Annotated in this window: 29 protein-coding genes; 16 read left to right on the top strand and 13 right to left on the bottom strand. The window is 60.9% G+C overall.

Annotated elements, in window-relative coordinates:
* Nucleotides 1-524 precede the first annotated feature (524 nt).
* Nucleotides 525-728 carry a hypothetical protein gene (locus A8V01_RS16265; RefSeq protein WP_103096898.1) on the bottom strand — a complete coding sequence of 68 codons (204 nt, stop codon included), beginning with the start codon at nucleotides 726-728 and terminating at the stop codon, nucleotides 525-527.
* 838 nt (nucleotides 729-1,566) lie between these two features.
* Here A8V01_RS16265 and A8V01_RS16270 point away from each other — a divergent pair.
* The 5 genes from A8V01_RS16270 to A8V01_RS16290 all read left to right on the top strand — a co-directional run bounded on the left by A8V01_RS16270 (nucleotide 1,567) and on the right by A8V01_RS16290 (nucleotide 6,788).
* Nucleotides 1,567-1,815, top strand: a complete 249-nt coding sequence (locus A8V01_RS16270) for a hypothetical protein (protein WP_103096900.1) — start codon at nucleotides 1,567-1,569, stop codon at nucleotides 1,813-1,815.
* A 19-nt stretch (nucleotides 1,816-1,834) separates the two neighbouring features.
* Nucleotides 1,835-2,482 (top strand): YoaK family protein, encoded by a 648-nt coding sequence (locus A8V01_RS16275; RefSeq protein ID WP_103096902.1) that lies wholly within the window; start codon nucleotides 1,835-1,837, stop codon nucleotides 2,480-2,482.
* Nucleotides 2,483-3,035: 553 nt separating this feature from the next.
* Nucleotides 3,036-3,365, top strand: coding sequence for a PilZ domain-containing protein (locus A8V01_RS16280; RefSeq protein ID WP_103096904.1), 330 nt, complete (start codon nucleotides 3,036-3,038; stop codon nucleotides 3,363-3,365).
* 2,453 nt (nucleotides 3,366-5,818) lie between these two features.
* Nucleotides 5,819-6,166: a hypothetical protein gene (locus tag A8V01_RS16285; RefSeq protein ID WP_146037285.1), complete on the top strand. Its 348-nt coding sequence runs from the start codon at nucleotides 5,819-5,821 to the stop codon at nucleotides 6,164-6,166.
* The gene (locus tag A8V01_RS16290; RefSeq protein ID WP_103096908.1) at nucleotides 6,126-6,788 is read left to right on the top strand and encodes a PD-(D/E)XK nuclease domain-containing protein; all 663 of its coding nucleotides are present in this window, start codon (nucleotides 6,126-6,128) and stop codon (nucleotides 6,786-6,788) included. The genes A8V01_RS16285 and A8V01_RS16290 overlap by 41 nt, the downstream gene beginning before the upstream one ends.
* A 335-nt stretch (nucleotides 6,789-7,123) precedes the next feature.
* On the opposite strand, the gene A8V01_RS16295 is transcribed toward A8V01_RS16290, so the two are convergent.
* Both A8V01_RS16295 and A8V01_RS16300 read right to left on the bottom strand, forming a co-directional pair.
* Nucleotides 7,124-7,348 (bottom strand): hypothetical protein, encoded by a 225-nt coding sequence (locus A8V01_RS16295; RefSeq protein ID WP_245892615.1) that lies wholly within the window; start codon nucleotides 7,346-7,348, stop codon nucleotides 7,124-7,126.
* A 57-nt stretch (nucleotides 7,349-7,405) separates the two neighbouring features.
* Nucleotides 7,406-7,591, bottom strand: coding sequence for a hypothetical protein (locus A8V01_RS16300; protein ID WP_232494440.1), 186 nt, complete (start codon nucleotides 7,589-7,591; stop codon nucleotides 7,406-7,408).
* A 97-nt stretch (nucleotides 7,592-7,688) separates the two neighbouring features.
* On the opposite strand from A8V01_RS16300, the gene A8V01_RS16305 reads away from it, so the two are divergent.
* From A8V01_RS16305 to A8V01_RS16320, 3 genes are all read left to right on the top strand, one after another.
* Nucleotides 7,689-7,883 (top strand): hypothetical protein, encoded by a 195-nt coding sequence (locus A8V01_RS16305; protein ID WP_103096910.1) that lies wholly within the window; start codon nucleotides 7,689-7,691, stop codon nucleotides 7,881-7,883.
* Complete coding sequence (locus tag A8V01_RS16310; protein ID WP_103096912.1) at nucleotides 7,883-8,089, top strand: hypothetical protein; 207 nt, start codon at nucleotides 7,883-7,885, stop codon at nucleotides 8,087-8,089. The genes A8V01_RS16305 and A8V01_RS16310 overlap by 1 nt, the downstream gene beginning before the upstream one ends.
* 327 nt (nucleotides 8,090-8,416) lie before the next feature.
* The gene (locus A8V01_RS16320) at nucleotides 8,417-8,683 is read left to right on the top strand and encodes a hypothetical protein (protein ID WP_103096916.1); all 267 of its coding nucleotides are present in this window, start codon (nucleotides 8,417-8,419) and stop codon (nucleotides 8,681-8,683) included.
* Between the two features lie 750 nt (nucleotides 8,684-9,433).
* Here the strand turns inward: A8V01_RS16320 and A8V01_RS16325 are convergent.
* On the bottom strand, nucleotides 9,434-9,727 hold the full coding sequence (locus A8V01_RS16325; protein ID WP_103096918.1) for a hypothetical protein: 294 nt from the start codon (nucleotides 9,725-9,727) through the stop codon (nucleotides 9,434-9,436).
* 780 nt (nucleotides 9,728-10,507) lie between these two features.
* Between A8V01_RS16325 and A8V01_RS16330 the strand changes: the two genes are divergently transcribed.
* Nucleotides 10,508-10,771 (top strand): hypothetical protein, encoded by a 264-nt coding sequence (locus A8V01_RS16330; protein ID WP_103096988.1) that lies wholly within the window; start codon nucleotides 10,508-10,510, stop codon nucleotides 10,769-10,771.
* A 5-nt stretch (nucleotides 10,772-10,776) separates the two neighbouring features.
* Nucleotides 10,777-11,448: a nucleotidyl transferase AbiEii/AbiGii toxin family protein gene (locus A8V01_RS16335; RefSeq protein WP_103096920.1), complete on the top strand. Its 672-nt coding sequence runs from the start codon at nucleotides 10,777-10,779 to the stop codon at nucleotides 11,446-11,448.
* Between the two features lie 217 nt (nucleotides 11,449-11,665).
* Here the strand turns inward: A8V01_RS16335 and A8V01_RS16340 are convergent, their stop codons facing one another.
* The 5 genes from A8V01_RS16340 to A8V01_RS29305 form a co-directional block, all read right to left on the bottom strand.
* A complete protein-coding gene (locus A8V01_RS16340) occupies nucleotides 11,666-11,869 on the bottom strand; it encodes a hypothetical protein (protein WP_103096922.1) in 204 nt (67 codons plus the stop codon).
* Nucleotides 11,870-12,018: 149 nt separating this feature from the next.
* A complete protein-coding gene (locus A8V01_RS16345) occupies nucleotides 12,019-13,215 on the bottom strand; it encodes a DUF932 domain-containing protein (RefSeq protein WP_103096924.1) in 1,197 nt (398 codons plus the stop codon).
* 239 nt (nucleotides 13,216-13,454) lie between these two features.
* Entirely contained in the window at nucleotides 13,455-13,700 is a 246-nt protein-coding gene (locus tag A8V01_RS16350) for a hypothetical protein (RefSeq protein ID WP_103096926.1), read from the bottom strand.
* A 105-nt stretch (nucleotides 13,701-13,805) separates the two neighbouring features.
* On the bottom strand, nucleotides 13,806-14,000 hold the full coding sequence (locus tag A8V01_RS16355; RefSeq protein ID WP_103096928.1) for a hypothetical protein: 195 nt from the start codon (nucleotides 13,998-14,000) through the stop codon (nucleotides 13,806-13,808).
* Nucleotides 14,001-14,310: 310 nt separating this feature from the next.
* The gene (locus A8V01_RS29305) at nucleotides 14,311-15,033 is read right to left on the bottom strand and encodes a hypothetical protein (RefSeq protein ID WP_245892617.1); all 723 of its coding nucleotides are present in this window, start codon (nucleotides 15,031-15,033) and stop codon (nucleotides 14,311-14,313) included.
* Here A8V01_RS29305 and A8V01_RS29310 point away from each other — a divergent pair.
* Nucleotides 15,007-15,462, top strand: a complete 456-nt coding sequence (locus A8V01_RS29310) for a hypothetical protein (protein ID WP_245892622.1) — start codon at nucleotides 15,007-15,009, stop codon at nucleotides 15,460-15,462. The genes A8V01_RS29305 and A8V01_RS29310 overlap by 27 nt on opposite strands.
* On the opposite strand, the gene A8V01_RS29315 is transcribed toward A8V01_RS29310, so the two are convergent.
* From A8V01_RS29315 to A8V01_RS28245, 3 genes are all read right to left on the bottom strand, one after another.
* Entirely contained in the window at nucleotides 15,411-16,313 is a 903-nt protein-coding gene (locus tag A8V01_RS29315) for a ParB/RepB/Spo0J family partition protein (protein ID WP_245892624.1), read from the bottom strand. The two genes, A8V01_RS29310 and A8V01_RS29315, sit on opposite strands and share 52 nt — an antisense overlap.
* Before the next feature lie 50 nt (nucleotides 16,314-16,363).
* Nucleotides 16,364-17,284, bottom strand: a complete 921-nt coding sequence (locus A8V01_RS16365; RefSeq protein WP_103096930.1) for a DUF7146 domain-containing protein — start codon at nucleotides 17,282-17,284, stop codon at nucleotides 16,364-16,366.
* Between the two features lie 291 nt (nucleotides 17,285-17,575).
* A complete protein-coding gene (locus A8V01_RS28245) occupies nucleotides 17,576-18,067 on the bottom strand; it encodes an RNA polymerase sigma factor (protein WP_146037286.1) in 492 nt (163 codons plus the stop codon).
* 238 nt (nucleotides 18,068-18,305) lie between these two features.
* Here A8V01_RS28245 and A8V01_RS16375 point away from each other — a divergent pair, with 238 nt between their 5' ends.
* From A8V01_RS16375 to A8V01_RS16400, 5 genes are all read left to right on the top strand, one after another.
* On the top strand, nucleotides 18,306-18,869 hold the full coding sequence (locus A8V01_RS16375) for a response regulator transcription factor (protein WP_146037287.1): 564 nt from the start codon (nucleotides 18,306-18,308) through the stop codon (nucleotides 18,867-18,869).
* Between the two features lie 58 nt (nucleotides 18,870-18,927).
* Complete coding sequence (locus tag A8V01_RS16380; protein WP_103096936.1) at nucleotides 18,928-19,260, top strand: hypothetical protein; 333 nt, start codon at nucleotides 18,928-18,930, stop codon at nucleotides 19,258-19,260.
* 259 nt (nucleotides 19,261-19,519) lie between these two features.
* Nucleotides 19,520-20,296, top strand: a complete 777-nt coding sequence (locus A8V01_RS28970; protein ID WP_211295031.1) for a JAB domain-containing protein — start codon at nucleotides 19,520-19,522, stop codon at nucleotides 20,294-20,296.
* Nucleotides 20,297-20,408: 112 nt separating this feature from the next.
* The gene (locus A8V01_RS28975) at nucleotides 20,409-21,152 is read left to right on the top strand and encodes an AbrB/MazE/SpoVT family DNA-binding domain-containing protein (RefSeq protein WP_245892637.1); all 744 of its coding nucleotides are present in this window, start codon (nucleotides 20,409-20,411) and stop codon (nucleotides 21,150-21,152) included.
* A gap of 10 nt (nucleotides 21,153-21,162) precedes the next feature.
* Nucleotides 21,163-21,558 carry a type II toxin-antitoxin system VapC family toxin gene (locus tag A8V01_RS16400; protein WP_103096994.1) on the top strand — a complete coding sequence of 132 codons (396 nt, stop codon included), beginning with the start codon at nucleotides 21,163-21,165 and terminating at the stop codon, nucleotides 21,556-21,558.
* Nucleotides 21,559-21,679: 121 nt separating this feature from the next.
* On the opposite strand, the gene A8V01_RS29320 is transcribed toward A8V01_RS16400, so the two are convergent.
* Nucleotides 21,680-23,089, bottom strand: a complete 1,410-nt coding sequence (locus A8V01_RS29320; protein WP_245892626.1) for a GGDEF domain-containing protein — start codon at nucleotides 23,087-23,089, stop codon at nucleotides 21,680-21,682.
* Nucleotides 23,090-23,131 lie beyond the last annotated feature (42 nt).

Here is a 23,131-nt window from a genome sequence, read left to right on the forward strand (position 1 = left end):
GTCGTCATCCTCCGCCTCGTCGTCAGCCCCAATTAGCCAACGAACAAAGATGACCCGGGGGTGGTCCCCGATTAGGCGCCGATCACCGAGTCAGGTGGGCACCACTTGCACGCCGAAACACAAGCCGCACTGACAAAGCAGCGATCAGAGGCGACCTGCAGCCTAGGTGCTTCCGCTCAAAACACCCTCGGTGCGGCGTTCTGTGTCGCTGACGATGCCCTCTACGCGGCAAAGTCTGCCGGCAAGGGGATGTGGCGTTTTCAGGTCTAGCCCGGCCTCCCCTTCTAGCGCGCGGATCCCAATGCTGTCCGTCTCCGCAAGGGCGTGGCACCGCGCAGGGCCACCACCAAAGGCACCCTGTTATTTCAACGCACCGCGGGCACAGAGGAGCCTGAGTTCACCAAGCCGCAGTGCATGTTGCTCGGGGCATCCACCAGCCGGTATGTACCCCGGCTGGCGGATAACTTGCGTCGGCGGGATGTTGGGCCGGAGGTGCGAGACTGTCCTTCCGGCCCATCGCTCGCTTACGCTGCGGTCGCCATTTCCGGAGGTTCCGATCCGTAGAGATCGCGCTTCCAACTAACGATCTGATCGCCGACGGCAGCGTGGAGAGCCTTCAAGCGCCGAATTTCGGAATGGTCGGTGCAACCCCTCGCCGAGGCTTCAGCAAGAGCGAGTTCCAGACGCTTCCGTTCCTTGCGAAACAAGTCGAACAGCTTCTCGGCCATGGTTACACCTTTCGGTCGGCGCGCCGCCGAACCACCGCGCTCACAGACTTGTGTCGGGATTGTCTTTGCGCCTGCCTTGGAGCTAGCCGATCGCCTTCCGCGGAAGCATCTGACGCCCAGGACTGCAGAATGGCGCGTTTGACCTCATGTTCGAACTGGGGGTGCGCAACCGGGTCAAGCGGGTGATGAAATTTGGAGAGGGACATTGCGTTGCCTCCTTTCTTCCAACTCTCCTCGTGCGGCAAGTGACTCGCCGCGCCCGAATAATTGCGCAAGTTGCCATCCTTTTCAAGGCGCTAGCTTTCCGCTCAGCGCAGTTCGGACTCCGTTAGGCCAAGTACGGAGCAAACAGCCCTCGCTGCTCGAAAAACGCGTGCGGGGCATCAGCGCTCGCGCGAACGTCACTGCTCGCGATGGGAACGATAGAGAGGCGAGGAAATAAGGTCCGCCTTGTGGTTATGCTGCGTCCCGATCAGACAGCGTGCAAGCGCTTCAAGGGAGCGATCGAGGTCGTGGAGTTACGGTCGATATCACGGCCACATCACGGCCACGGTCACCGATCTCGGCTGGACTGGCGTCGCCCTTGCAGGATGCATGTCTGGCGCTGATCTCCAATGACAGGCATGCTGATAGGCTGGCGCGAACAATTGTTCCGGGCGCACACGGCGTGTTTGCGCCGCCTTCCCGGCCAACGTTTCGGACAGTCATCGGCATAGGATCCGATTGCGCGCCGGCCCAGGCCTTGACGGTGGCCGAAGCCCTTGTCGGAGGGCAACGCCCTATGGTTCAATACCCTTGCGCCCTTCGACGGGCGGGCCAAGGTGAAAGGTCAAGCGACATGACGGATGCCACTTCACTCTCGCAAACGGAACAGGCGCTCGTTCGGGCCACCGGAGGTGCGATCCTGATGATCGCCACCCTGCTCCAGAGGGAAGGCCTGCTGTCGATGGAGGAACTCGGTGGCAAGCTTGGCATCTATGGCGTGATCAGCGCGGAGACCAGCAGGGAAGAAGGCCTCATTCTGGCCGCGTGGTCCGGGATGCTGTCAAGCATGGCGGGTGACCTGCCGAAGTTTCACAAGCACTGATCCCTGCAGGGCCCCGACTATGATTGCCTACGAGACGCGGTTTTGGGTATTGGCAGCGATGCTCGCGGCTCTGGCTGGCTACGTTGACGCGATCGGCTTCATCAGCCTTGGCGGCTTTTTCGTTTCATTCATGAGCGGCAATTCGACGCGCGTGGCGGTCGGGCTCATTCGGGACACCCCGGCGGCGCTCGTTGCAGGATTTCTGGTCCTGTCGTTCGTGACCGGGGTGATCGCAGGTTCTTTCGTCGCTTCGCGCGCCGCCCGACATCGTAAGCCCGCCGTGCTGGCGTTCGTGACCGGGCTTCTTACCGCCGCCGCATCCTTGAGCGAAGTGACTTCCCATCTGCCGGTTGCAATGGTTCTGGCGGCGGCCATGGGCGCGGAGAATGCCGTCTTCCAGCGTAACGGCGAAGTTTCGATCGGTGTGACCTACATGACCGGCGCGCTGGTCAAGCTGGGGCAGCATATCGCGTCGGCTTTCATGGGCGGCCCGAAGTGGAATTGGGCGCCCTATCTGATCTTGTGGGCATCGTTGGTCTGCGGGGCTTCCCTGGGTGCTTTCACTTTCATCCGGGCGGGTAACGTCGCGATCTGGGTGGCGGTATTGGCCGCGGGTGCAAGCGCTGCCTATGCTGCGATGGCGGAAGCATCCAGGCGAGCGCCATAGGATTGCCAGGTTGCGCGTGACCACCCCACGGTCAGTAGGCATCCTCGGGAAATTGTAGGCATTCCGCCACTCGGTCGAGGGTCGGAGCATATTTGGCAGCAAGGCTTTCGGGGTAGCGAAACCGCATCGCTATCAGCCGGTCGCCGACCCTGACGGCCTTTGTGCGCAGGGCCTGGTCCACCCGCGTCCCGGATACGACAAACCAGTTCTCTGCGCGCGCGACCAGGGCGACATGGGTAAGTCTTTCCGCTCCAGTTGTCAGCCATCGCCCATCTGCAAAATATACAGCACCACGCCAGAGCGCGCCCCGCAACCATCCCGGATACGGGCTGTTCTTCGACTATCGACAACCGGGAACCATCGAAAGCCCGGGCGGCGACCTAGTGGCGGATGTGATCGAGTGGCTTGATGATAAAGCGCTTTCGCTTGAGTGGCATGCTGAAGCATAGTCCGCATGGCAACTCAGCCTGTATTGAAAGGGCGCGGGTGGTATGAATTATCATTCCGGTAAGGTTTCGCCCCGAGAATAGGCCTGCAATTTCTGGAGCCTTCAGTGCGTCGCCGTCGCTCTCCACCCGTCGATGATAGACGGATCGTCCGCCAGCCGGTCGATTATCGCTTTCTCGCCGAGCATGCGAAGTTCGGTGAGATCGATATGCATATGGCAAACATATCACCGCACGGGTTCATGGTGGACCAAGAACCTGACTTGATGCCCGGTGAACGGTTGACGATCAGGCTGCCAGCGATTGGTCGGATCGAGGCGCACCTCGTTTGGCGTCATGGTGGCAGGGCTGGATTTCAATTTGAACGGCTCATTTCGCCGAATGACTTCGCGAACCTTATCGCCACGCTCGGTGCTGAGAAGCCCGGCCCGCCTTAGCATCGCGCCGTCACGAAACTTGTTGCCCGATTCATTGCCGGTACGTAAAAAAGCGCTGTCCTCTTACCGGGACAGTCTAGCGACCCACTTGCCCTGGCAAGGCTATCTTGCCGGGGCATTTTCTCGCAGGGGCGGCAACCTGGCATGCATTGCGTGGTCTGCGTTTACCTTAGGTTTGGCGTGGTCCAGCGGGCTGCCGGGTTCTTTAACTGAGAAACGCGGCCCATAGGGTCGATGCGTAGCCACCAATTTCGAGGTATGGTCGTCCTATGGAGATACCATAAAAAGTGCCTCGGCGATGACATCGCCAAGGCACGTCGAGGTTGAGCTACAGGTCCCTAGCTTTACCTTCCCGACGCTTTCCTTTCAAGGTTTGTGGGGTTCTGCGACTGGGTTGCCGGAGCAGGTTTGGCAGCATATTCTGCCCCAGGCGGTAATGACCGTAAAACCATTGTATGGGAGATGATCCTGCCGGGCGCGATAGCAGAAAGCTCTAAGGGTCAAGTATGCGTTTGTCTGTACCGTTTTGCCTGTTTGACAGGCACTCGCCAATTCGGTCCGGGGTCACTTGGGATGGGCTGAACTATGTCGGCACCTGCCGCCATTGCGGCAGCGCGATCCGCCGAAAATCACATCGCGTGTGGGCGCGTGACTGGATGGAGGGTGGCGCCGTCAAACCTCCATGAGCATAAACGTGCGCAGGTAAGTGCCGTGGATGAGGCCCGATCGAAACATACACATGCCCATCGCCGGCAGGGCGATCGAGGATGGTCATGAGGCGATCCCCGGTGAAGCGACCAAGGCTGGCATCATGAAACCGCGAAAACTCAAGCACTGTCAGCCAACCTGGCTCTGGATGCCGCCGGACTATGAATGTTGCGGGTGCAGCGAGCGGTGATAACCTGCATTCATCAAGCCAGGCCCCGCAGGTGAGCCGAATTGCTACCTGCGTGCGGCGAGTGAAGCCATTTCAAGGCTTCTTCCGGAACGGCTACCGGCCCATGACGTTGGAGATGCCGATTGAGGCAGCAATCAGAGGAGATGAGCGTGTTTCGCAAAACCGTTCTGCTCGACGGTGGTCCCTGCCACGGGATGAGTGTGGTTTGGGATGGGGGCAGTGAGCTGCGGATGGTCAGATGCTTGAAGGGCTTCGCGCCGTGGCCGCGCAACGCCGCCCCGCCTTTGGTCGCGAGTGAACTCTACCGGCCATCAATCGACTCGCCCTCGATTTTCGTTTGGGCGGATGGAGCCCATTCCACTGCCCGAAAGTGCCATGCTCTGAACAATGCGGAGGCATAGCCCCGCCCGTCCTAGGTGTATGTCACAAATCCTGCCGCGGCGCGGTGTGCCCTTCGCCATCGTGCGGCGGGCGGCACTTGCCTCGCCCGGCCGGTGGCCGTGACATCAATAAGGAAGTGGAACTCAAGCTGCGCTCAGGTCTTCTGAGCTAAGGGAGTTCACGCTGCCGTGAAACAGGGAGGTCGGATTGTCGGGACTTAACGGGAAGTATACGTCCAAAGGACGGTTCCTGGTCGCGGCAATCGCCGCGATGACGGTCGTGATTATGGTCCTGGCTGCGCGCGCTATGATGCCTGAGAGGCAAGTGGACCGCATGGTCGTGCCCCCGGCCCCTAAACACGGGCAATGACGCAAACGGATCGACCTGGATCAATTCGCAAACGGGTGATCCAAACAGTTTGATCAGCTTTTTGCGGACTTCGCCGGCAACAAATGTGCGCTGGAGCCGTTAGGCCGGCGACCCTCATCCAGTCGCTTCTTCCGGAGCCTGGATACTCGGGCCCGGCCGTTGGGCATCTCGGCCCGCTGCGACGGCCGGGCCCATCTTTCGGAGCGCTCGGAATGTGCGACGAACTGCATATCGGTCAGGAACGCAAAAGCCGAAAGCTCCGTTGATCTCTCAAACAGAACAAGCCAGTCGCAGACTTGTGGCCCAGCGACCAGTCACCCTCCCCCCGCGGCGCTGGGCCAGCACTTTCCTGAGGCAAAGAGCGCTGAAGGCCTCCTAATCCAAAATGACCGCTATGCATGTGCGGCATCCCCGGCTAAGGCCGACAAAAGATGCTGTGACCTGGCCGGTTTGCAGCATCGTGGGTGTCAGGCTTGGTTTCCACCAGTCCCTGGGTCTGGCACCCACTCGTTGTCCGCAAGATGACGCCCGTGATTGAGCATACCGACAGGAAAGTAGGTCCCGCGCGCAGAACTGTCGGTCATGTCGGGCAGCATCGCCGTGAAGGTCGATCTTCATCGGCATCGCAGCAGCGAGCGCCAACCCATGGTCGGCACTTCGGAGGCTACTTGAACTGGTCGGCGACCAGGGCTGATCGACGTGGCTTGTAGACACCGGGTATGCGATCTATGACTCAGGCCCACTAAAAAGCGCGCAGTATTGGCAGATCGGCTACGCAGTCGATCGAGAAGTGGGCGCGACCCGCTTGGCAGCGATGATCTTGCCCTGCTTCGGTATCGCCGCCGGCATGGCAAAGGCCGACGACACGGATGGCATGAATGCAGAGCGCCGAACATGGCTGCGGGATGTCGCCAACGAGAATATCGAACCCAATGCTTGGTCCAATCGGGTTCGACAGTTGGCGGCCGACCTGCTTGACGGCGCCGGCGGATTACGCGCCGATCCGCAGGGATCGGCCGTTGTGCTGGGGACTGACCTGGTATTGCGCAAGCGCCGGCCCGACGCCTTTGTGACCGTACGGGCCTCTTTCGGTGGAACAGCTAAGGGACCTGATGACGGCCCTGCTCTCTTCCCCCAGCCCCGCCGAGGGTGAGCTCGAGCGCGCGGCAATCTGGCTGTCGGCACTCGATTTGCTCGTAAATTGGATATCCGCTGAACTCGTTCCCGACTTTGACAGCCTGGCGGTGATGCTCGAAGCCACACAATCGGCTTTCCGACGCTGGGTTTGGGATGCACGACCGAACAGAAGGGAAATCGGTCCGGCGCGTTGGCTGATCGATTCCGAAGCACATGTTCAGGCCTTCCTTTGGGCGATCCTCGAGCCTCGTTTCGGGGACGACCTGGTCGACGAGCAATATCTGCCGGGCTTCGAGCAGAAACAGCCACGCTTCGATTTCGGGGTCCGGAGGCTGAAGACCATAGTGGAGGTCAAGATGGTCCGCTCCGCGAGTGACTTCAGCAAGATCGAGGAGGAGTTCGCAGGGGATTTGGGTCTTTATTTCATGGACCTGCCGCGCTGGGATCGGATGATTGTTTATATTTACGATGACAGCAACGTCGCTCACTCCGAGCGCTACGACACTTTGCGCTCTGCACTTCGTCAACGAGACTTGCGAATACGAGATGTCATCTTCGTCCAGCGGCCGGGCATGATCCCGCCGCGGAACCGACGCGCCCCGTGGTCCCCGCTTGACGGTAGTTCAGCAGATACATAGTCGTCTCGTTGTCGTCTTCCCGGTTCCGGGCGCGAGCAATGCGACGGCTGTGTCATCGGAAAGATCTTGAGGCTGGCCATTACGTAATTGGCGAACAACCGCAGCAGCCAGGCTCCTGGTCGAGCCCGTCCGCCATCGCCGAGCGACTGATCAGCGCCGAGCGAAAATGCCGTAACACGCCGGAGCGTGGACGCTTCCTTTCACAGGATCCAGGTCTTTTACAGGATCCAGGCGAGCGTATCCAGGCATCGCCGGGCGACACGCACTTCGCCATGATTTCGGCCAATCAGATTTCCGACAACCCTACGTTGCCCTTTTGCGCCTTTGGCCCGATTTCAGAGCGGAAGCAGCGAGAGCTGCATCTGGTCGTCATCCGACGAAGCGTCAGCAAAAGCGGCCTGCTTCTCCTTGCCCTTTGGCCCGGCGATCACCGTGCGGTCGGGCTCGATGAGATGCCGCGTGATCTCCACCTTCTCGCGGAGGCGCTGAAGCCTCGCGGAGGCGCTGAAGCACTGCCGGGAAGATGTCGCGGAGCTGCCCACAGTCGCCTTGCGTGGCATCGGCGCGATCGGCCTGCTCGAAGCAATGCTGTGCCAGCGCGATCAGTTCTTCGTCGGTCACCATGACACCCAATCCAGTTCGGCGGCGTCGACGGCTTCGAACATCTCCGGATCGGCGCCGGTGTCGCCCAGGCGCTTGCGCACCGCATCCGGGGTGCCGTCTCTTGGAAAACCGCGATCCGACTTTGCGATGGACGCAAGCTGACCGACGAACCGCCCCGCTCGGTTTGTTCCAGGATCCATCGACCAAAAGGCAGCGACTTCGTTCTGGTCCCGCAGGCTCCAAGGTCGAGCGGGCCATCCATTCTGGCGAGGTGGGGCATTTCAGAATCACTCCATCTTGGAATGCAAGGAAGGCGTCGATGTCGGCGTGCAATGCGCCTGCAGCCATACCGCCCGGCTCGGTCCGAAGGCCACCTCCAAAAGCTGCATTACAAAGGGCCTCGACACCCGCATGCCGGCCATCAAGGCGCGGCTGAAGTCCAGGGCGTGCGGACGTCGTGACGTCGAATGCTTGCCGGTGGAGCGCGACTGATGGCCTGCCGGATTTGCACCACGAACGACCACGAGGCGCTGACCCACGAGCTTGCGCAGGAGATGTGGGCGTCGTGCATCGACAGCGACCCCGGCAGCGAATGGGAGCCGTGGGAACTGGCCGGGCCTTATTGGCAGCGGATGTTCCGGCAATATGCCGCCGCGTTCCTGAAGGTCGCGCATCGCGACCCCGCGCACGATGGCTAAGGCGTCCATTCCGCCGCCCTCGCCCTCTCGCATGAACGACTCGCGATTGACATCCTCGACGCCGCGGCCCTAGAGGCGGACAAGGCACCGATTTCGCCGCGACCCGAAGTGCGCCTGGCGCTGGCGTGGCTGGCAATCAATGGCGTCGTCGAAGGGTCGCGGGTCGAGTGGTTCTGGACCTTCCTGACGAAACCGCCGGGTAACCACGGCATGGACCCGTACTGCAGGACCCGCGACTTTCAGATCCACCTCAATCGGTGGAAGCTTGTGGCTGGCGGGAATGCTCGACGGTGATAGATTTTCGCGGCCGGACATGGAGATCAATGGATGGTCCTGCTCGCGCACGCGGCGCGAGTGCTGGCTTACGAACGAACCGCTGAGGAGCGCGACGATCTCGCGCCGATGGCGCAAGAGTATCTGAAGCGCGATGTCCGCGCCGTGCTCACCGCCCTGCTCGATGCGACGCCCGACGTCGGCATCCCCGGCGAAAAGCTGCTCGGCGACGAACGCGGTCATTGTGTTGATCGCGCCGACATGACCGCAGCTTGGGGCGCCATGATCGATGTAATTCTGGACAAGGGTATCAGCGGCTGATTTCGTCTTTAAATTGTCGCAGCGCTGACGCATGATCCAGTTGCGACCCGAAGCGTTATGTCCTTGCAATCAACTGGCCCGGCCTGCCCCCGCAGTGCGGGGCCATCTTGCTTTATCGGGTAGCGGCAAAGAGGATGCCGCCGAGTATGGCCCAGAGCGCAATGTCGAGACCAACTATCCAATAAAACCTGCCAGAGCGGCGGCCCTGCTTTGCAGCGTAGTACTCAATTTTGGACGCGTGAGGCAGTCTGTGCTCCCCGGATAGGACAAGCAGGTAACCAGCGGGCGGCAATTTCCGTTGTTCCGAGAAAGGTTCAGTGCCTGGCTTTTGCAACCGATGCGGCGGCAATCCCGGAATGTTGACAACGGGTCTCAGCTTTCGCGGCGCGAAGGGAGATGCGTGAAAACATGGCCCTGGGTGACCCGTCAGACACTTGCAGCGGAGGTAGCTACAGGCGGGCTTGTGCCTCGTCTTTCCGTCGGATGGGACTATGTCGCCGATCCCGCCGAGAAGTGGCACCCTTGGTGGATCGCATCGCGCCTCTTGCTCCGAGCATTGCAAAAAGCGGATTTACTAGTTTGCGCGGAGAGGCGGTTTGGAACCGCGCGCGGGCGCTGAAACTGCGGGGAACACACGCTTTATGATTAAGCAGGCGGAGTGAGCTGTCGCATGGAAAGGTCGGCACCGGGCTCAGGCTGGCCCCAGATCGTGCCATCGTTGCCCACATAAGGCAGCGGGGATTGCCAGCCTCACGGCAAGGGATCCAGCTGCGACAGGATGGAGCCGCGCACAGCGACCAAGCCGTCAGCGGCCTGGTCCCGATAGTTCGTCCAGTCTTCGCCGGGCGGAGTGATACTGATCGCCAGTTCGCGGACCAGCGGCTCGTTATGATCGAACGCCACCCGCATCACCGCCTCGATCACCCGCGCCATCTTGAAACCGCTTTCGACCTGCACAAACGTGCCGTGCTGGTCGACCTGTTCACCGGTAAGGTAGCGAAGCTGATCAACGGCCGCATCGACAAGCTTTTGGCGGTATTCCAACGGTCGGTCCTTTCAGCAGATGACAATAGAGCTGGATAAGAGGGAACGAACGGCTAGGCGTGGCAACTGCAGATTCCGGGCGACGAATAGTGCAAAGAGTTCCGGGACAACTCAAGCCCAGGCTGGCCGCCTGCGATGGCGCTTCACAGCAGCGCTTGTCGGCGCCGGACAGGTCGAAGCCCTCGTCGCGCGCCATTTACCGCGCCGTCCCCCGCAGGGCGATACCTTTATGGGAGTGCGATGTTCCTTCCAGTCCCGCGAAATTCCTGCAGCTCCGGAAAAGCACGGCTCGGGCAACGAGACCCTTTTCTATAGCTCGCTCGGGAGGATCGGGCTCGGTCGATCGCACAGAGACCGAGCTGCGCTGATCGCCCGGCTGGGAGTTGCGGGACTGGTGGTTATCGAACGGATCGATCAATATCGTGCTGTCAGGCTGACGCGTTCGGCAACGAGGTCGCGCAAGCGCGGACACCGGTGGACTGGATGGCGTGAGCGAACGTGGATTGAACGGCTGTGATACGTAATGACCGCCGGGCACATCTACGGTGCGTGTGATCCTGGAGGTTGTGGGTCAGGCCGTCGATGACAACACATCAGCGAGCAGGCATGGCTTGGATCCGCGCGTTCTGCCCAGCGCTTTACATGGAAGAAGAAGCAAGTTGGCCGCGAGTTCTCAGCACCCCGTCGCTTGACCCGGTGCTCCCACCATTCTTGTTTTGTAAATGATGGCGAGTTATATCGGGGAAACGAACGCGGCCGGTGTCGCGTTATGGGAAAGTGATGAGCGACGTAGAGACCCTGGTGCTGACGACCGTGAACGCCCCTTACGGGGTGGACCTGTCCGCGCATCAACTCGCCGCCCTTATTGCCGACCCCGGCAGTGCTCACGAATTCAACGCGTCGGTTTTTGCGTTCTTTTCCGAGGTTTCTCCCGCGCTTCAGCAGCAATTCATAGCCGGCATGGGCGTGGATAGCGAGCAGGTAAGTGCCGTAGCTAGTCAGTTCGCGCAGCTTTCCGGTTATACGCTTCCTCTGGCTGCCTGAATACAATGGTAGCGCGGCGGCCCAGTGAATGGCCGGTCCTGTTCGACATCATGATTGAATTGCTGGACCGGCTGCGTGAAAGCACGGGCATCAGGCCGTCGTGGAGCTTTGGTGGCGGAACTGCGCTTATGCTGCAGATCGATCATCGCGAGAGCCATGACATCGACGTGTTCATCGACGATCCACAGCTGCTTGCCTATCTCAACCCGGAAACTCAGGAGTATGCGCTCTCGCGGCACCCGGACAGTTACGAGACGGATGGCACGCGGGCATTGAAGCTTGCTTTCGAAAGTCTCGGCGAAATCGACTTCATCTGCTGTCACCCCATCCTCGATCGCTCAGCGAACCGAAAGGACATACGGGGACAGCCCGTGGACCTTGAAACGCCGGCGGAGATCATCGCGAAGAAGGTCTATTTTCGGGGTCGGAATTTCCAACCCCGGGACATGTTCGATCTTGCCGCCGTGACGGAAAGCCATGGCATGGATTACGTTGCCGCAGCGCTTAGGGAATGCGGCGCGGATCGCTGCGAGATCGCGCTCGCGACAATAAGGCAAGTCAACCCGAAAGCGGTCGAGGCGATCACGAGCCAACTGATGTACCGTGAGCACAATCGGCACCTCATCGCCCTCGCTCACTCGATATCCCGATCGGCTCTGGAAGCTGCTCTCGCCTGAGCACGAACCTGCCCTATTTTTGCGCCATTGGCGCAGCGCGGGGCCCTACCTGACCGCCTCTTCCAGTTGGTATCGTGGCGATCATCGCGCCACAGCGCTGGCCATATCGCGAGCCTCGCCGGACCCGCGCTTTTGTGGCTAGTTTGGCGCTGCAGCCAGGTGGGAAGCGACACTTCTCCCGTGGTCCGGAGGACCGCAGGAGAAGCTGGTTGCGCTATCAGACGATCACGCGACGGGTGAGATTGGGGATGCGAACATTGTCGTAGGCACTCAAGACCGACATCTCGAGCGCGTCGCGCTGAGCGCGATACCAGTCGCTGGCCTCGACATTGTAAGTCTCCGTAGCATATGGTTCGCCGCCGCTCGAGAATTCGACGTCGACGGTGAAGCTGTGCAACTCGGTCTGGGCAGAAATGTGCATGATTTGATCCTTTCGCAACGAAAAGGGCGGCTCCGACCTGGGTCGAAGCCGCCTCGCGGTGGGTCATTGGGAAGATTGGAAGACCGTCGGTCCGGTGGTGGACACGGGCAATGCGGAGAGCCTTGGCGGAGCCCTTCCGAAAGGTGACCTCAGTTCGCCTTGGCGAAGAGCTTGCGCGCCTTTCCTTCGATTTCGAGCCTTGTGTCCTGATGGGACTTCGCGCGCGCGTGAGCGGTGATGCCCTGAACGAAGTCGAACAGGCTGGCGGGCGGGTGCCCCTCCTCGGCGATCACCGATTGGATGATCTTTGCCGTGTCGGACTTGGAGAAGCCGTTTTTGCGCAGGAAATTTTCGCGATCTTCACCAGTGCGTGCGACGATACGGCCTCGTGCTGTCCTGATGCCTTCGACGAAGCTCGATGCCGAACTGTCGGCAAAGGTCTCGAGAGCGGGTGCGGCTTCATGGGCAAAACGGTTGGCTGCGAACTTGGAATGCCGGATCGAGATCTCCTTGAAATTTTCAACGCCCCACAAGTTGCGGTTCATACACACGGCGCGGAGGTAAAAAGTCGCGATTCCCAAAGTCTTGGAGCCGACTTCTGAGTTCCAGCAATAGAAGCCTCTAAAGAAGAGATCGGGCTCACCATTGGGCAATTTGCCAGCTTCGATGGGATGCGTGTCATCGACCAGGAACAGGAAAACATCCCGATCCGATGCGTAGAGCGTAGTCGTCTCGCGGGTGACGTCCACATAGGGGTTGTATTGCATGGAACCCCAGTCGAGAACGCCGGGCACCTTCCAGCGTGTATCCGAAACGCCATTGCCAGCGATCTTCATGACGGCTGCGACCAGCTCGTGATCCCAGATGCGTCCGTAATCAGGTCCGGTAACGGCCCGCAGCTCGGCGCGGCCTTCATGGGTCTTGAGCAATTTCACTTGTTCGCCCCGGTGGCTGAGCAGGCCATGCTGGAGATTGATCCCGGCAAGAGCTGCCGGAAGATTGCGGAGATAGGAGGCGGGTGCGCCCACCAGACTGGAGAGCTGGCCGAACGACCAGTTTGTCGGCGCGATCGGTTCCGCCTCGCCCGGAACGATCAGGCTCAGGTGCTCGGGGTTATCCATGCTCGCCTCGATACGCACGTCGCGGCTTTCGACCACGCGAGTGTGAGCGCGTTCGGCGCGGCGGCGCACATTGTCGTAAAGCGCATCGAGCGACAGGAACTTCTCGTCATCGGGACGCGAAAACCATTCGGACGAGACCCGCCCGAGGTTGCGACCGCGGGAGATATCGACCTTGTATGCTCCGGAATCTCGAGGCGCATCATTTTGCTGAGCAAGCGTTGCCATGAGAGGATCTCCTTGATGTGAAGGGCCAATCCGCTTCGGACAGGCCAATTCATCCCCACCCCCTTCCCTCCACCCGCCGTTGGCGCCGAGAATTCAGTCGAAGGCGGCTTGCCTGCTCAGCCATTCGTGAAGCAGGCGCCCGTCAGGATCATATTGCGAGCCGATGGATGTCGGCATGGGTCACCCGTCATGATCTCGACGCGCTCTGAGCTGTTGGCGGGCCAGAGCCGTCCCCCAAATCAAATCCGTGTCATCGCCACGATCGCTTCGACCACCTCGTTCGACTGGTCCAGCGGCACGAATAGCCGGGTCCTGTACTGAATGACCTCGCTGAAGGCACCGCGCGCCTTCAGCCGCTCGGGATCTTCAAGCCGGTAATTGCGGATCTCGAGCCGGCGCGTGCCATTGACCAAAGCCGGCGCCAGGATTGCGCCACCAAGGCCCGGTGTCGCGATGCCCGGTCCTTTTTGAGCGGCCGCGATCATTTCAGTGCCGGTAAGTTCGAGCTTGCCATCAAGACCGAACGCCGACCGCAGGCCCGCACGGCATCAACCGGGATCAACCGCCCCAGGATCGACGTGCCCTCGCCATCATCGATCCGCCAGACACGAACGTCGTTTTTGTGGCAGCCGGTGCCAGACGGGAAGCAGGAGGCCGGTCGCGACACTGACGGTCTCGATTTCGACCCTCGCCTCGGTCTCGCTTGCCTCTGCCTCCCAAAGCTTTTGAAATTCATCGCGATCGATATCCTGCCAAAGGCTTGCCCGCATCGCGATCGCCTGCATGCGGGTCGCGCCGATGTGGTTTCAGGCTGGTGGGAAGGGACGAGCGCAAACAGAGGGTGGGACATGGGGTCAAACTCCGGGTTGAATCTGGACCATCTCGGTCCGCCAGCCCTGCTCCCCCTTCCCTCCCAGCCGGGCTGCGGCAAAAGAGGAGGGCCGTGGCACGAGGCCGAGCCAGTCGAAGGAGCGATGCGGGAACGGCTGGATGAGGCGTTTACCGCCTATGTCAGAGCGAAATAGACAAGTGCGATCGAACGCCAAAAGCCCCGGGGCCGCAGCATCGCCACGCCCCCGGAACTGTCAGGGGCGATCAGGCAGCCTGGGGCAGCTCGTCCTCAGTCGGATCATGCCCCTCGACGTTCACCGCCGACAGCTCGACTTCTTCGTCAACGATTGGCACCGCGGCGTAGCGCATGACATCGGGTACCCAGGCGAGCGCCGCATCCTGGATTCCCGCTTCGACCGGCACGGTGCCTGCGAAGATCTTCTCGGCCGAGGTCGCGAGATCGTGCTTCTTCGATGCTCCATAACGGCTCGAAAGCTCCTGCCCCCCAATCTCGTCGAGATGGGCAAGGATCGCGGCCTTGCTGCTCAGGCGGTCGAAATAGTTGTTCGCGGTCGGGCGCCACCAGGCCGCGATGTCGATGTCGAGCTTGATGCCGAGATGATTGACGAAGGTGACCGCCTTGCTGTCCGCGGTGACCGCATGCAGCGTTCGGGCAACTGCCCAGGCGAGCCACGCCGCGCGCGCCTCGTCGGGAAGCGCGCAGAACGCGTCGTAGCGCTGGCTGGTGTCGCCCGCTTCGGTCCAGCTGCGATCGAGCGCTTCGTCGATCTTGCCCCATTCCTCGGCGGCCAGCGTACCACTCTGGAAGCCGGTCAGCGGCGACGAGGGCTTGTCGGCGGTGAGCTCGGTTGCGAGGTCATAAGCGCCCGAATGCCGGGTCGCCTTGTCGACCATCCAAAAGGTACCCAGATCGAGGGCGAAGCGCGGATCGCTGGCGATATGGACGCGCAGCAACTCGCTCTTCATCTCGGCCAGTTCCTGCGACAAGCGCTGGCTGTAGGCAGGCTTGCCCGAGGCATTGACGACCCCGGTTTCGACCGCATCGTAGTCCCCGCCTTCCCCGACGTTGTGTTCGTCGGCCGCTTCCTCGACGGGCGCGATGTAGAGTTGGTCGTGCAGGCGTGGCTCTCCGTCATGACCGATGACGACATAGGCGAGCGCCCCGGCCTTCTGCTCATCGGTCAGAATCGGCGTCTGATTTTCGATGGAGCGATACTCCGCCTCGAGCAGTTCGACACGGTTCGCCAGGTCGGCCTGGCCCTCTCCATCGGCCTCGTCCCATGCCTCGTTGGCCGCTTCGATTTCAACCCCGAGTTGCTCGAGACGCGCCTGCTGTTCGGTGGTCAGCTCGGGCGTTTCGCCCTTGAGCGGGCGCAGATCCAGGTCTCGTTATAGGTGACATGAGTCGCGGGGATGATCCGGACCTCAGCCAACCCCTCGCGTTCGCGCAGCGTTTCGGCCGCGAGCGCCAGCTTGTCCGCAACAAGACGATTGAGAAGGTGACCATCGATCCAGCGCTCGGTGGTCGAGTCGGAGAAGAGGTCCAAATCTACCCGGCCGCCTGCCTCGATATACGCGTCGCGTCCGACCAGCAGCGCCTTGGGATCGCTGCCGACATAGGTGTCCTCGGCGAGCTGGCGTTTGATCTCGTTGACGTTGGTCCGGTAGTAGCCGTCCTTGAGCATCTCGAAGACTTCCGCCTGCCGGGCACGGTCACTGTTGCTGGCATAGGCTACGGCCACGTTCAGCGTGATCTCGCCGTTGCGCAGTGCCTCGAAGATTGGATCGGCAAGATCGGCGAGACGGAGCCGGCTGCGAACGAAACGTTCGGTGAGACCGAAGCGCTTGGCCACGTCCTCTGGCGCCTTGCCTTCACTCTCGATGATGTCCTGAAAGGCCCGGCAAGTATCGCCCGGATTCATGGTGAGATTGAAGAAGTTTTCCTCGAGGCTGGTCTCGATCGCATCCTTGGCATTGCCCAGAACCAGCACCGCCAGCTGATAGTCGGCATCGAACACGCCCTTCTCGATCAGACGGTGGACGGCATCCAGGCGGCGGCCGCCCGCAATGATACGGTAGTGCCCCTTCTTGCGCGAAACGGGCACACCGATGAGATTCTGGCGCACGGCCTTTGCGGCGATATTCGCTTCGAGCTGGGCATCCGCCACCGCATCGCTGACAGTGCGCACGTTGCTCGGCGACTTGGCGAGGTTCGATGCCCGAACAAGGATAGGAAGTTGGGTCATGTCGGTAGTCTCCTGGCGGTGACAGCCTGACCGTCAGCTACTTGCCGCCATCACTCCCCCACTCCCTCCCCTCCGAGCCGAAGCACGTCGTTCCAGTCCTTGAAAAATGCGGGCGGGAACGCCGTCTCGATTGTGCGGCCCGGCCTTTTATGGGATTGCACTGCCCTCATACTGCCTCGCGCACCGGCCGGATCATTGTCGGGAAACAGCACTAGCCTTGTCACGTTCGAGGGGATCGTGACTTGATGGAGGCGATCGCTACCAAGTGTCGCCCAGACTGGGATACCGAATAGCATCATGGCTGACAGCGCTGTCTCGACACCTTCGGCGAGCCCGAGCTCCGAGGTGGCCTCGGCCAGAATCACAGCGGCATTTGCCGGCCGCCCCATGGTCATGCGAGGAGCCGGTAGGTCGCGTGCGCGCCGTGCGTCTTTCCGATCGAAGAAGGTCCGCTGGATCGCATGGAAGCGCCTGCCGCCGGACGCATCGACTTCGCACAAGGCGGCTATCATCGCCGGGCGGTATTCGAGCGTGGAACCAAGCCTGATCGGGGTGCGGGGATGGAAGCGCAGCGCGCGGGGCAAGATCGTGATGTGGCGCTGCCGAAGGTAGACCTGCGCGGGGGTTCGGAAAATTTCTGTCGCCTCCTCCCACACTGCCAGGGCGCGCCGGCGGCGCCAAATTTCGGTGGTCATCCACTCGCGGCGCGTGGTTTGGTATTCGCAACGGGAGAGCGCTTCCCCGGTTAGCGAGCGCACCGCATTCATCACATCGAGCGTGTCGCAGCCGGCGAAACATTTAAAGAGCAAGGCTCGCTCACCTACCCGGACCGAGAGGCTAGGTCGCCGATCGTCGTGTACAGGGCAACGGCATAGGCCTTTCCCGGGCCGCCAGGTGCCGCCAAGGCGCGTCACGATTTCGGCGCCCAGGGCTTCGAGGTCGGGATTTCTAAAAGAGCATTGAAAGGACATGGGAACGCTCCTGTCCAGAAATGCGCCGTGCCGGCCACCTCGAGCGGCGGTCCGGTGGCGATTGAAAGGTATGGAGTATCGAGGATGACCCTCAGCGCGGTGCCCACCGACAGCTGCACAAGCGGGCATCGGCAATTGCCGGGGGCGCTTCGCCAACCCTGCTGTCGACGGTTTGCCACATGTTCGCGGACCTGGGCGCCGGTTGCGCCGATACGTGAGGTTGAATGGCGGGAGGGTCGCCGGCAGAAGCACGACCCTGCTGGCTGGAAGGGGGACGAATTATGCCGCCCTTCAGGCATCCTTTTCGCTGTCGACGCCATCAAGGGCAACCAGCGCAAGCGAGATTTCTCGCACTACGTCGCAAACGGGGATGCCGAAGCGCTGGGCAATCGTTTCGAATGTGAGTTCGTCGTGACAATACGCGATGAAGATGGCGCGTGTCATCTTCGGCAAACTGTCCAGGGTTTCTTGCATGCGGGCGATCTGCCTCGCCGTGGGGGTGACGCTAACACGTGGACCATCGCCGGATCGGTGACCCGCCCGGCCCGGCGCATGCCGTAATGGCAGTACGGTCCCGATGCGCCATTGCTGCGGCGCTTTGGGTTCAGGCTTAAGGGTGGTTACTGGGCGGGCTGAAAGTGCCCTCAGCGCGGGGAGCGCGGCCTTGACACGTGATCGCATGATCTTCCGACCTCCCCGCCGGATGATATCCAGAAGGCGTCGCGGTGGTCTGACGACCGCGCGAATGTATTTGCGCAGTATATGGTCGTGCTTGGTGGTCATGGGTGGGCTCCCGGAAAGTAATCCTACCCGTTCCGCCCCCCTTCCCTCCTGTACCACGCTCCTTCTAGAGATATGGTTTCCCGGCAAGTAAGGATACGTGAGCTACGCCGTCAGGTATTTACCTCCGCCGGATTATGGAGTTACGTTTGCATGATAAATTTTGGTGAGCGGGAGAGAAGATAGAGTTGACCTGCAACCTGCGGCTGGCCGGGGGACAGGTCCTACGCAGGAGACCGTAGTGGACAAGCACGCGATGATTTGGGTCCGTGAAAATGAGGCGCTGCTGCGGCGCCTCACTCCCCGCCAGCGAGACTGCTTGAGACTGGTCGCGAACGGCTATCGAACCAAGGAGATCGCAATCAAGCTGGGTATCTCCGTCAGCGTTGCGTACAAACATATCTCTTCTGCGTGCCAGACGCTTGGTGTGCCCGGCCGGGGACAAGCCGCTCGCTATCTCGCGCTGTGGGAGCAGCAACTTTCCGAGGATGAAGCGGGTAAGAAATTACCCCCCCAGTTTCTGGGTGTTTCCGATCCCGCCGATCTTCCCTCAGTTGCGACCGTCACCAACGACGCGGAAACACCTGCAATCGACCTCACCGAGCAGCAGCAAGATCACTTCGTTGCCTCAGCTGTTCCAGGTTTGATGGACCTCGTGCCGATGCGTATTCGCGGGAGATCGAAGAATGACCTGACGTCCGTCCATACCATGATCGTCATCGGCGCTATGACCTTCGGGACTATCGTCGGGGTCGGATCCGCCGCATCGCTGCTCACGGGACTGACCAGTCTGCTGCGTCCCTGAGCACCTTTTCATCCAATCGCATTCGCCCGTCTCCCAAAGGAGCGGAAAAGGAGAAACCATGCGTGCTCAACGCCAAGCCATTGCCCGTACGGTCGCCGAGCGACTTTTCGCCGCCGAAGACGCCCTTGATCTCGCAGTGGCCCGTATTGCCGAGTTGAACGCTGCGTTGCCTTTGGCCCGACTTGATGGCCGGATATCGGCGATCGTCGGTCAGGATGCTATCCTGAGTTCGGCATCTGCCTTGATGCTGGTGGCCGAAACGCGCAGCAAGATCGTCGCGGCCCATGCGAACCTCAAGCATGCCGGTGATGAGATCGGGTTGCCCCCGACCAGCTATGGCGATCTCATCAAACCGAATTCGGCCGAGTTGCCACAGCTGCACGTAGTCTGAAAGCACGGGCGGGCGGCGCATTGCCGCCCACCCCTATTCCTGGGGGGTTCGTGACAAGACATCTCCTGTTTTTTGGGCTGCTCACATTCAGCACGCTTTACGCGCTCATCCGAGGCGGCAGGCCGGAGCAGATCGGCGCGCTGACTCTCTTTGCGGGCGCCTGGACCAGCGCTCTCATGGTGAAGCCGGCGGGATCACGCTTCTATCAGGTCGAGACCGGCATCCTTGTGACCGATGTTGCGATATGGGGTGTTCTTCTATGGCTTTCCATCCGAAGTACCCGCTTCTGGCCGCTTTGGATCACGGCGCTTCTTGGAGCAGAAGTGCTGGTTCACATTGGCGTTCTCTTCGCGCCCGGCTCGGACTGGGCGGCCTACATGACAGCTGCGGCGATGTGGAGCTGGATCGCACAGGTTCTTCTGCTCGTGGCAACCCGGCGGCACTGCAGACGGTTGCGTCTGTGGGGTGCCGACGCGTCCTGGAAGAGCTGATCGGCATCACTGACCCCCAGCATGCCGGATTCCTTTCTTCACAGTTGCTGGGCAGGTTCGGTTCACTGGCAGGTACGCTGGCCGCGCGGCGCCGCGACCGCACGATGATCCTGGGTGATGCGAGCATGGTCGAAGAGACGTTCCAGCGCGTGTCCGCCGCCGTGCGACACCTGCTTCCAGGCGACACCCATGTGGTGAATTATTTGCGCGGTGTGATGGCGTTCGATCCCGTCGAACAATTCCGGATACTTTTTCTCAATGCAAGCAGCGAACTCATCGCGGACGAATTGATGGCCGTCGGAACTGTTTCGGCAGTGCACGTCTATCCACGCGAGGTCATGAAACGATGTATTGAGCTGGGAGCGACCGCCATCATCCTTGCGCACAACCATCCGTCGGGAAATCCGGAACCCTCGCAGATCGATCGTGACACAACGGTTCGCATCGCTCAGGCAGCAAGGTCTCTCGACATTATCATCCACGACCACTTTATCGTCGCGCGGAGCGGCGTGGTAAGTTTCCGGCGTGCTGGATATCTGAAGTGAGCGGGCCACTCTTCTCGCCTCCACCGCTTTTTTGCGGCTGCGCTGTCGCCTGGCACTTGCTGTCAGATCGCCAGGGCCAATACCCCCCGCATATCGGGACAGTGGCGTGGAAATGATGGGAGCGACGGCTTTGGCCAGCGGGGTCACGCGGGATGACCGCCTGTCGTCACAGGCGCGCGCAGCAATTTGCCGATTAATGCTGCAGTTCGAGGAGGAAGTGGGCAAGCGCATGGGTCCGGTCCTCTCCGCGAAACCATATTTCTACTCCCTGTTCAGCATCTACCTAGCTGAACTGGAAGGCCGAAAGCTCTTCCAGGCCTGCCTGACGGTCGACAAGGTTGCTTCCAAGGCGCATCGCCGTGCGGGACGGCTCGAAGAACTGGGTGCCATCAGAAGAACTGGAGATACCCTCGATCACCGACGTACTGATCTCAGTCTGACACCCCCGATGCGCCAAGCCCTGGCGCCGTTGATCGATCGGATGGCGGCAGACAGCATGCAGATTGCTAGCCTCTTGCAGGACGGCAGCGGGGCACCGAGCGCCTTGATACCGAAATGCCGTGCGTGGTATCGGTTCCACGATGCTACGGAATTTGGGCCGAGTGACATGACGATAGTACGGGGCAAGGTTATCGCGGGCGGACGCATTGCCTTGCCTGCAGAGATGCGGCGAGCGCTCGGCCTTGAAAACGGCGATACCGTGCTTTTCGAGCTTCAGGGCGACGAAGTCAGAATAAGACCCGCCAAGTCCGCATTACGACGCGTTCAGGAGCGGCTGCGCTCGTTTGCTCCCAACGACGGGCTGGTATCGCAGGAATTCATTGCAGAGCGCCGGGCCGAAGCTGCCCGTGCCTGAGCCGTTGACTATGCCGACGCCTGAGCCGGTATATGTGCTGGATGCCTCGGCGCTGCTCTGCCTGCTTTTTGGCGAGCCGGGCTGTGAGCAGGTGGAGGAGCGCCTAAGCGGCGCCTTAGTGTCAGCGGTAAGCTATCATGAAGTCTTGACAACGCTGATCGATCGCGGCGTCGAGGCGGAGGAAGCCCGATTGCTTCTCGGCGAACTCGATATCGACATCGTTGCGGTGGATCGCGAGCAGGCCGATACAGGAGCCATGCTTCGCGGCGCGACACGCGGCATTGCACTGTCGCTCGGCGATCGGTCCTGCCTCGCCTTGGCACTGTCGCGCGCAGCAGTGGCGGTCACAGTTGACAGTTCTTGGGCTGCCCTTGAAATCGGCATCGCGATCGAGGCTGTGCAGTGACGGGACGACAGCCATAATGCAAAGCCAGAGATTAACTCACCCTGCGGCGTTAGCGAAACTTTTCCGCCTCGAGCCGCGCGCCCGGGCGGGGGGCATCTGCGCCTAGTGTCTTACACCTTTCTCAGGCTGCTGCCCGCCCTGGAAGCGGATCATCATCAGGATCAAAGAATAGCACCTGTGCTTTGCCTCGCGCTTTCGAACGGTAAAGGGCCGCGTCGGCGCAGCCGATCAATTTCTCCAATTCGATCCCGCATTCCGGTACCATGGCGATCCCGATGCTGGCCGTGGCCTGCATAGTAGCACCTTCAAACTCATAAGCGTCGCTGATCTGCCTAATGACGCGGCGTCCCGTTAACTCGGCCTGATCTCGGTGGCGGACATCCGACTGGATGATGAGGAACTCGTCGCCGCCGAGCCGGCATGCCAAATCAGAGGCTCTGATCGTCGATCGCAAGCGCTGCGCCACTTCGACCAGCAGCTTGTCTCCGGCGGGATGACCAAAACGATCGTTCACCGCTTTGAAGCCGTCCAAGTCCAGGTAGTGCACCGCAAGCTGGCTTTGTGACAGGCGGGATAAGCTGTAGAGCTCGTGAAAGGCCTCGCGCACCACGAGGCGGTTTGGCAAGCCGGTCAGCGGATCATATTTTGCAAGCTTCGCCGTGTCCTGCTTGGTCGAGAGGTGCTCTACGGCCGATGCGTGGAGGTGCGCTGCAGATTGCCGGCTCATCAGCCCGACAGCAATCAGCAGGAAAGCCTCAAGGAAGAAGAATTCGGAATGGAGCCGCTCGGCATGATCGCTGGCGGCGTGGACCAGCATGGCGGTCACCGTCGGTAGCACCGCGATTGTGACGCTCACCATGCAAAGGCGCAATCTCGAGGAGGTCCGCGAGACGATGCCCGCTCCGAACGTGAAGACAAGACTAATCGTCGCCAGATGGATCAGGGGGGCGTGGGCGGTGAGCCCCCGAAAGTTGAGAGCCGGCAGCAAAATTGCGACGAGGTAGGTCAGTAGCTCATATATGGACTCCCAGCGTCGTAGGGCGGCGACCTCCTGGAAAGCACCACCAGACCGATGATAGCGACTGATGAGAACGACGCGTGCAGCTGTGACCGCGACTGCGGCAATGGTCAAACCGGCTATCACGGTGTCGGGCCATTTCAGGTAGATCAACAAACCGACAATTGCGTAGAGCGTGCCGAAACCGGCTATGGGCAATCGCATGGTGAAGAGGGTCGACACCAGGTCACGATAGACCTTGTCCGAGACCGTAACCCCGCCGCGTCCGGACCACGGCATCATACCCTCCCCTTCGCCCCCTGCGCTTCTCGTCTTCTCTCCATCGATCACCATCTCCCGCCGAGAGGTTAAGACAAACCTACTGCTGCGGCGAAACGTTCCGCCTTTTCTAACGATTTCAAGGAGTTGGAGCAGCATCACCGGCACGACCCTGCATATCCAGAAAGGGCAACCGCGCGCTGCGACGCGCTCGGCACTGAAGGCAATCACCCCGTCCACAACCTCTGTGATCACTAGAACCTACACTCATTTTTAATGGGATGGGTCTATCAGGCG

Source organism: Novosphingobium guangzhouense (genome assembly GCF_002896965.1).
Taxonomy (GTDB): Bacteria; Pseudomonadota; Alphaproteobacteria; order Sphingomonadales; family Sphingomonadaceae; genus Novosphingobium; species Novosphingobium guangzhouense.

Bases quoted from the DNA above. Each gene is read 5' to 3' on its own strand.
- A8V01_RS16265 (WP_103096898.1), bottom strand. From the start codon at position 728: ATGGCCGAGAAGCTGTTCGACTTGTTTCGCAAGGAACGGAAGCGTCTG.
- A8V01_RS16270 (WP_103096900.1), top strand. From the start codon at position 1,567: ATGACGGATGCCACTTCACTCTCGCAAACGGAACAGGCGCTCGTTCGG.
- A8V01_RS16275 (WP_103096902.1), top strand. From the start codon at position 1,835: ATGATTGCCTACGAGACGCGGTTTTGGGTATTGGCAGCGATGCTCGCG.
- A8V01_RS16290 (WP_103096908.1), top strand. From the start codon at position 6,126: ATGACGGCCCTGCTCTCTTCCCCCAGCCCCGCCGAGGGTGAGCTCGAG.
- A8V01_RS16295 (WP_245892615.1), bottom strand. From the start codon at position 7,348: ATGCCACGCAAGGCGACTGTGGGCAGCTCCGCGACATCTTCCCGGCAG.
- A8V01_RS16300 (WP_232494440.1), bottom strand. From the start codon at position 7,591: ATGGATCCTGGAACAAACCGAGCGGGGCGGTTCGTCGGTCAGCTTGCG.
- A8V01_RS16310 (WP_103096912.1), top strand. From the start codon at position 7,883: ATGGCCTGCCGGATTTGCACCACGAACGACCACGAGGCGCTGACCCAC.
- A8V01_RS16320 (WP_103096916.1), top strand. From the start codon at position 8,417: ATGGTCCTGCTCGCGCACGCGGCGCGAGTGCTGGCTTACGAACGAACC.
- A8V01_RS16330 (WP_103096988.1), top strand. From the start codon at position 10,508: ATGAGCGACGTAGAGACCCTGGTGCTGACGACCGTGAACGCCCCTTAC.
- A8V01_RS16335 (WP_103096920.1), top strand. From the start codon at position 10,777: ATGGTAGCGCGGCGGCCCAGTGAATGGCCGGTCCTGTTCGACATCATG.
- A8V01_RS16340 (WP_103096922.1), bottom strand. From the start codon at position 11,869: ATGCACATTTCTGCCCAGACCGAGTTGCACAGCTTCACCGTCGACGTC.
- A8V01_RS16345 (WP_103096924.1), bottom strand. From the start codon at position 13,215: ATGGCAACGCTTGCTCAGCAAAATGATGCGCCTCGAGATTCCGGAGCA.
- A8V01_RS16350 (WP_103096926.1), bottom strand. From the start codon at position 13,700: ATGATCGCGGCCGCTCAAAAAGGACCGGGCATCGCGACACCGGGCCTT.
- A8V01_RS16355 (WP_103096928.1), bottom strand. From the start codon at position 14,000: ATGCAGGCGATCGCGATGCGGGCAAGCCTTTGGCAGGATATCGATCGC.
- A8V01_RS29310 (WP_245892622.1), top strand. From the start codon at position 15,007: ATGGACGCGCAGCAACTCGCTCTTCATCTCGGCCAGTTCCTGCGACAA.
- A8V01_RS29305 (WP_245892617.1), bottom strand. From the start codon at position 15,033: ATGAAGAGCGAGTTGCTGCGCGTCCATATCGCCAGCGATCCGCGCTTC.
- A8V01_RS29315 (WP_245892624.1), bottom strand. From the start codon at position 16,313: ATGACCCAACTTCCTATCCTTGTTCGGGCATCGAACCTCGCCAAGTCG.
- A8V01_RS16365 (WP_103096930.1), bottom strand. From the start codon at position 17,284: ATGTCCTTTCAATGCTCTTTTAGAAATCCCGACCTCGAAGCCCTGGGC.
- A8V01_RS28245 (WP_146037286.1), bottom strand. From the start codon at position 18,067: ATGACCACCAAGCACGACCATATACTGCGCAAATACATTCGCGCGGTC.
- A8V01_RS16380 (WP_103096936.1), top strand. From the start codon at position 18,928: ATGCGTGCTCAACGCCAAGCCATTGCCCGTACGGTCGCCGAGCGACTT.
- A8V01_RS28970 (WP_211295031.1), top strand. From the start codon at position 19,520: ATGGCTTTCCATCCGAAGTACCCGCTTCTGGCCGCTTTGGATCACGGC.
- A8V01_RS28975 (WP_245892637.1), top strand. From the start codon at position 20,409: ATGATGGGAGCGACGGCTTTGGCCAGCGGGGTCACGCGGGATGACCGC.
- A8V01_RS16400 (WP_103096994.1), top strand. From the start codon at position 21,163: ATGCCGACGCCTGAGCCGGTATATGTGCTGGATGCCTCGGCGCTGCTC.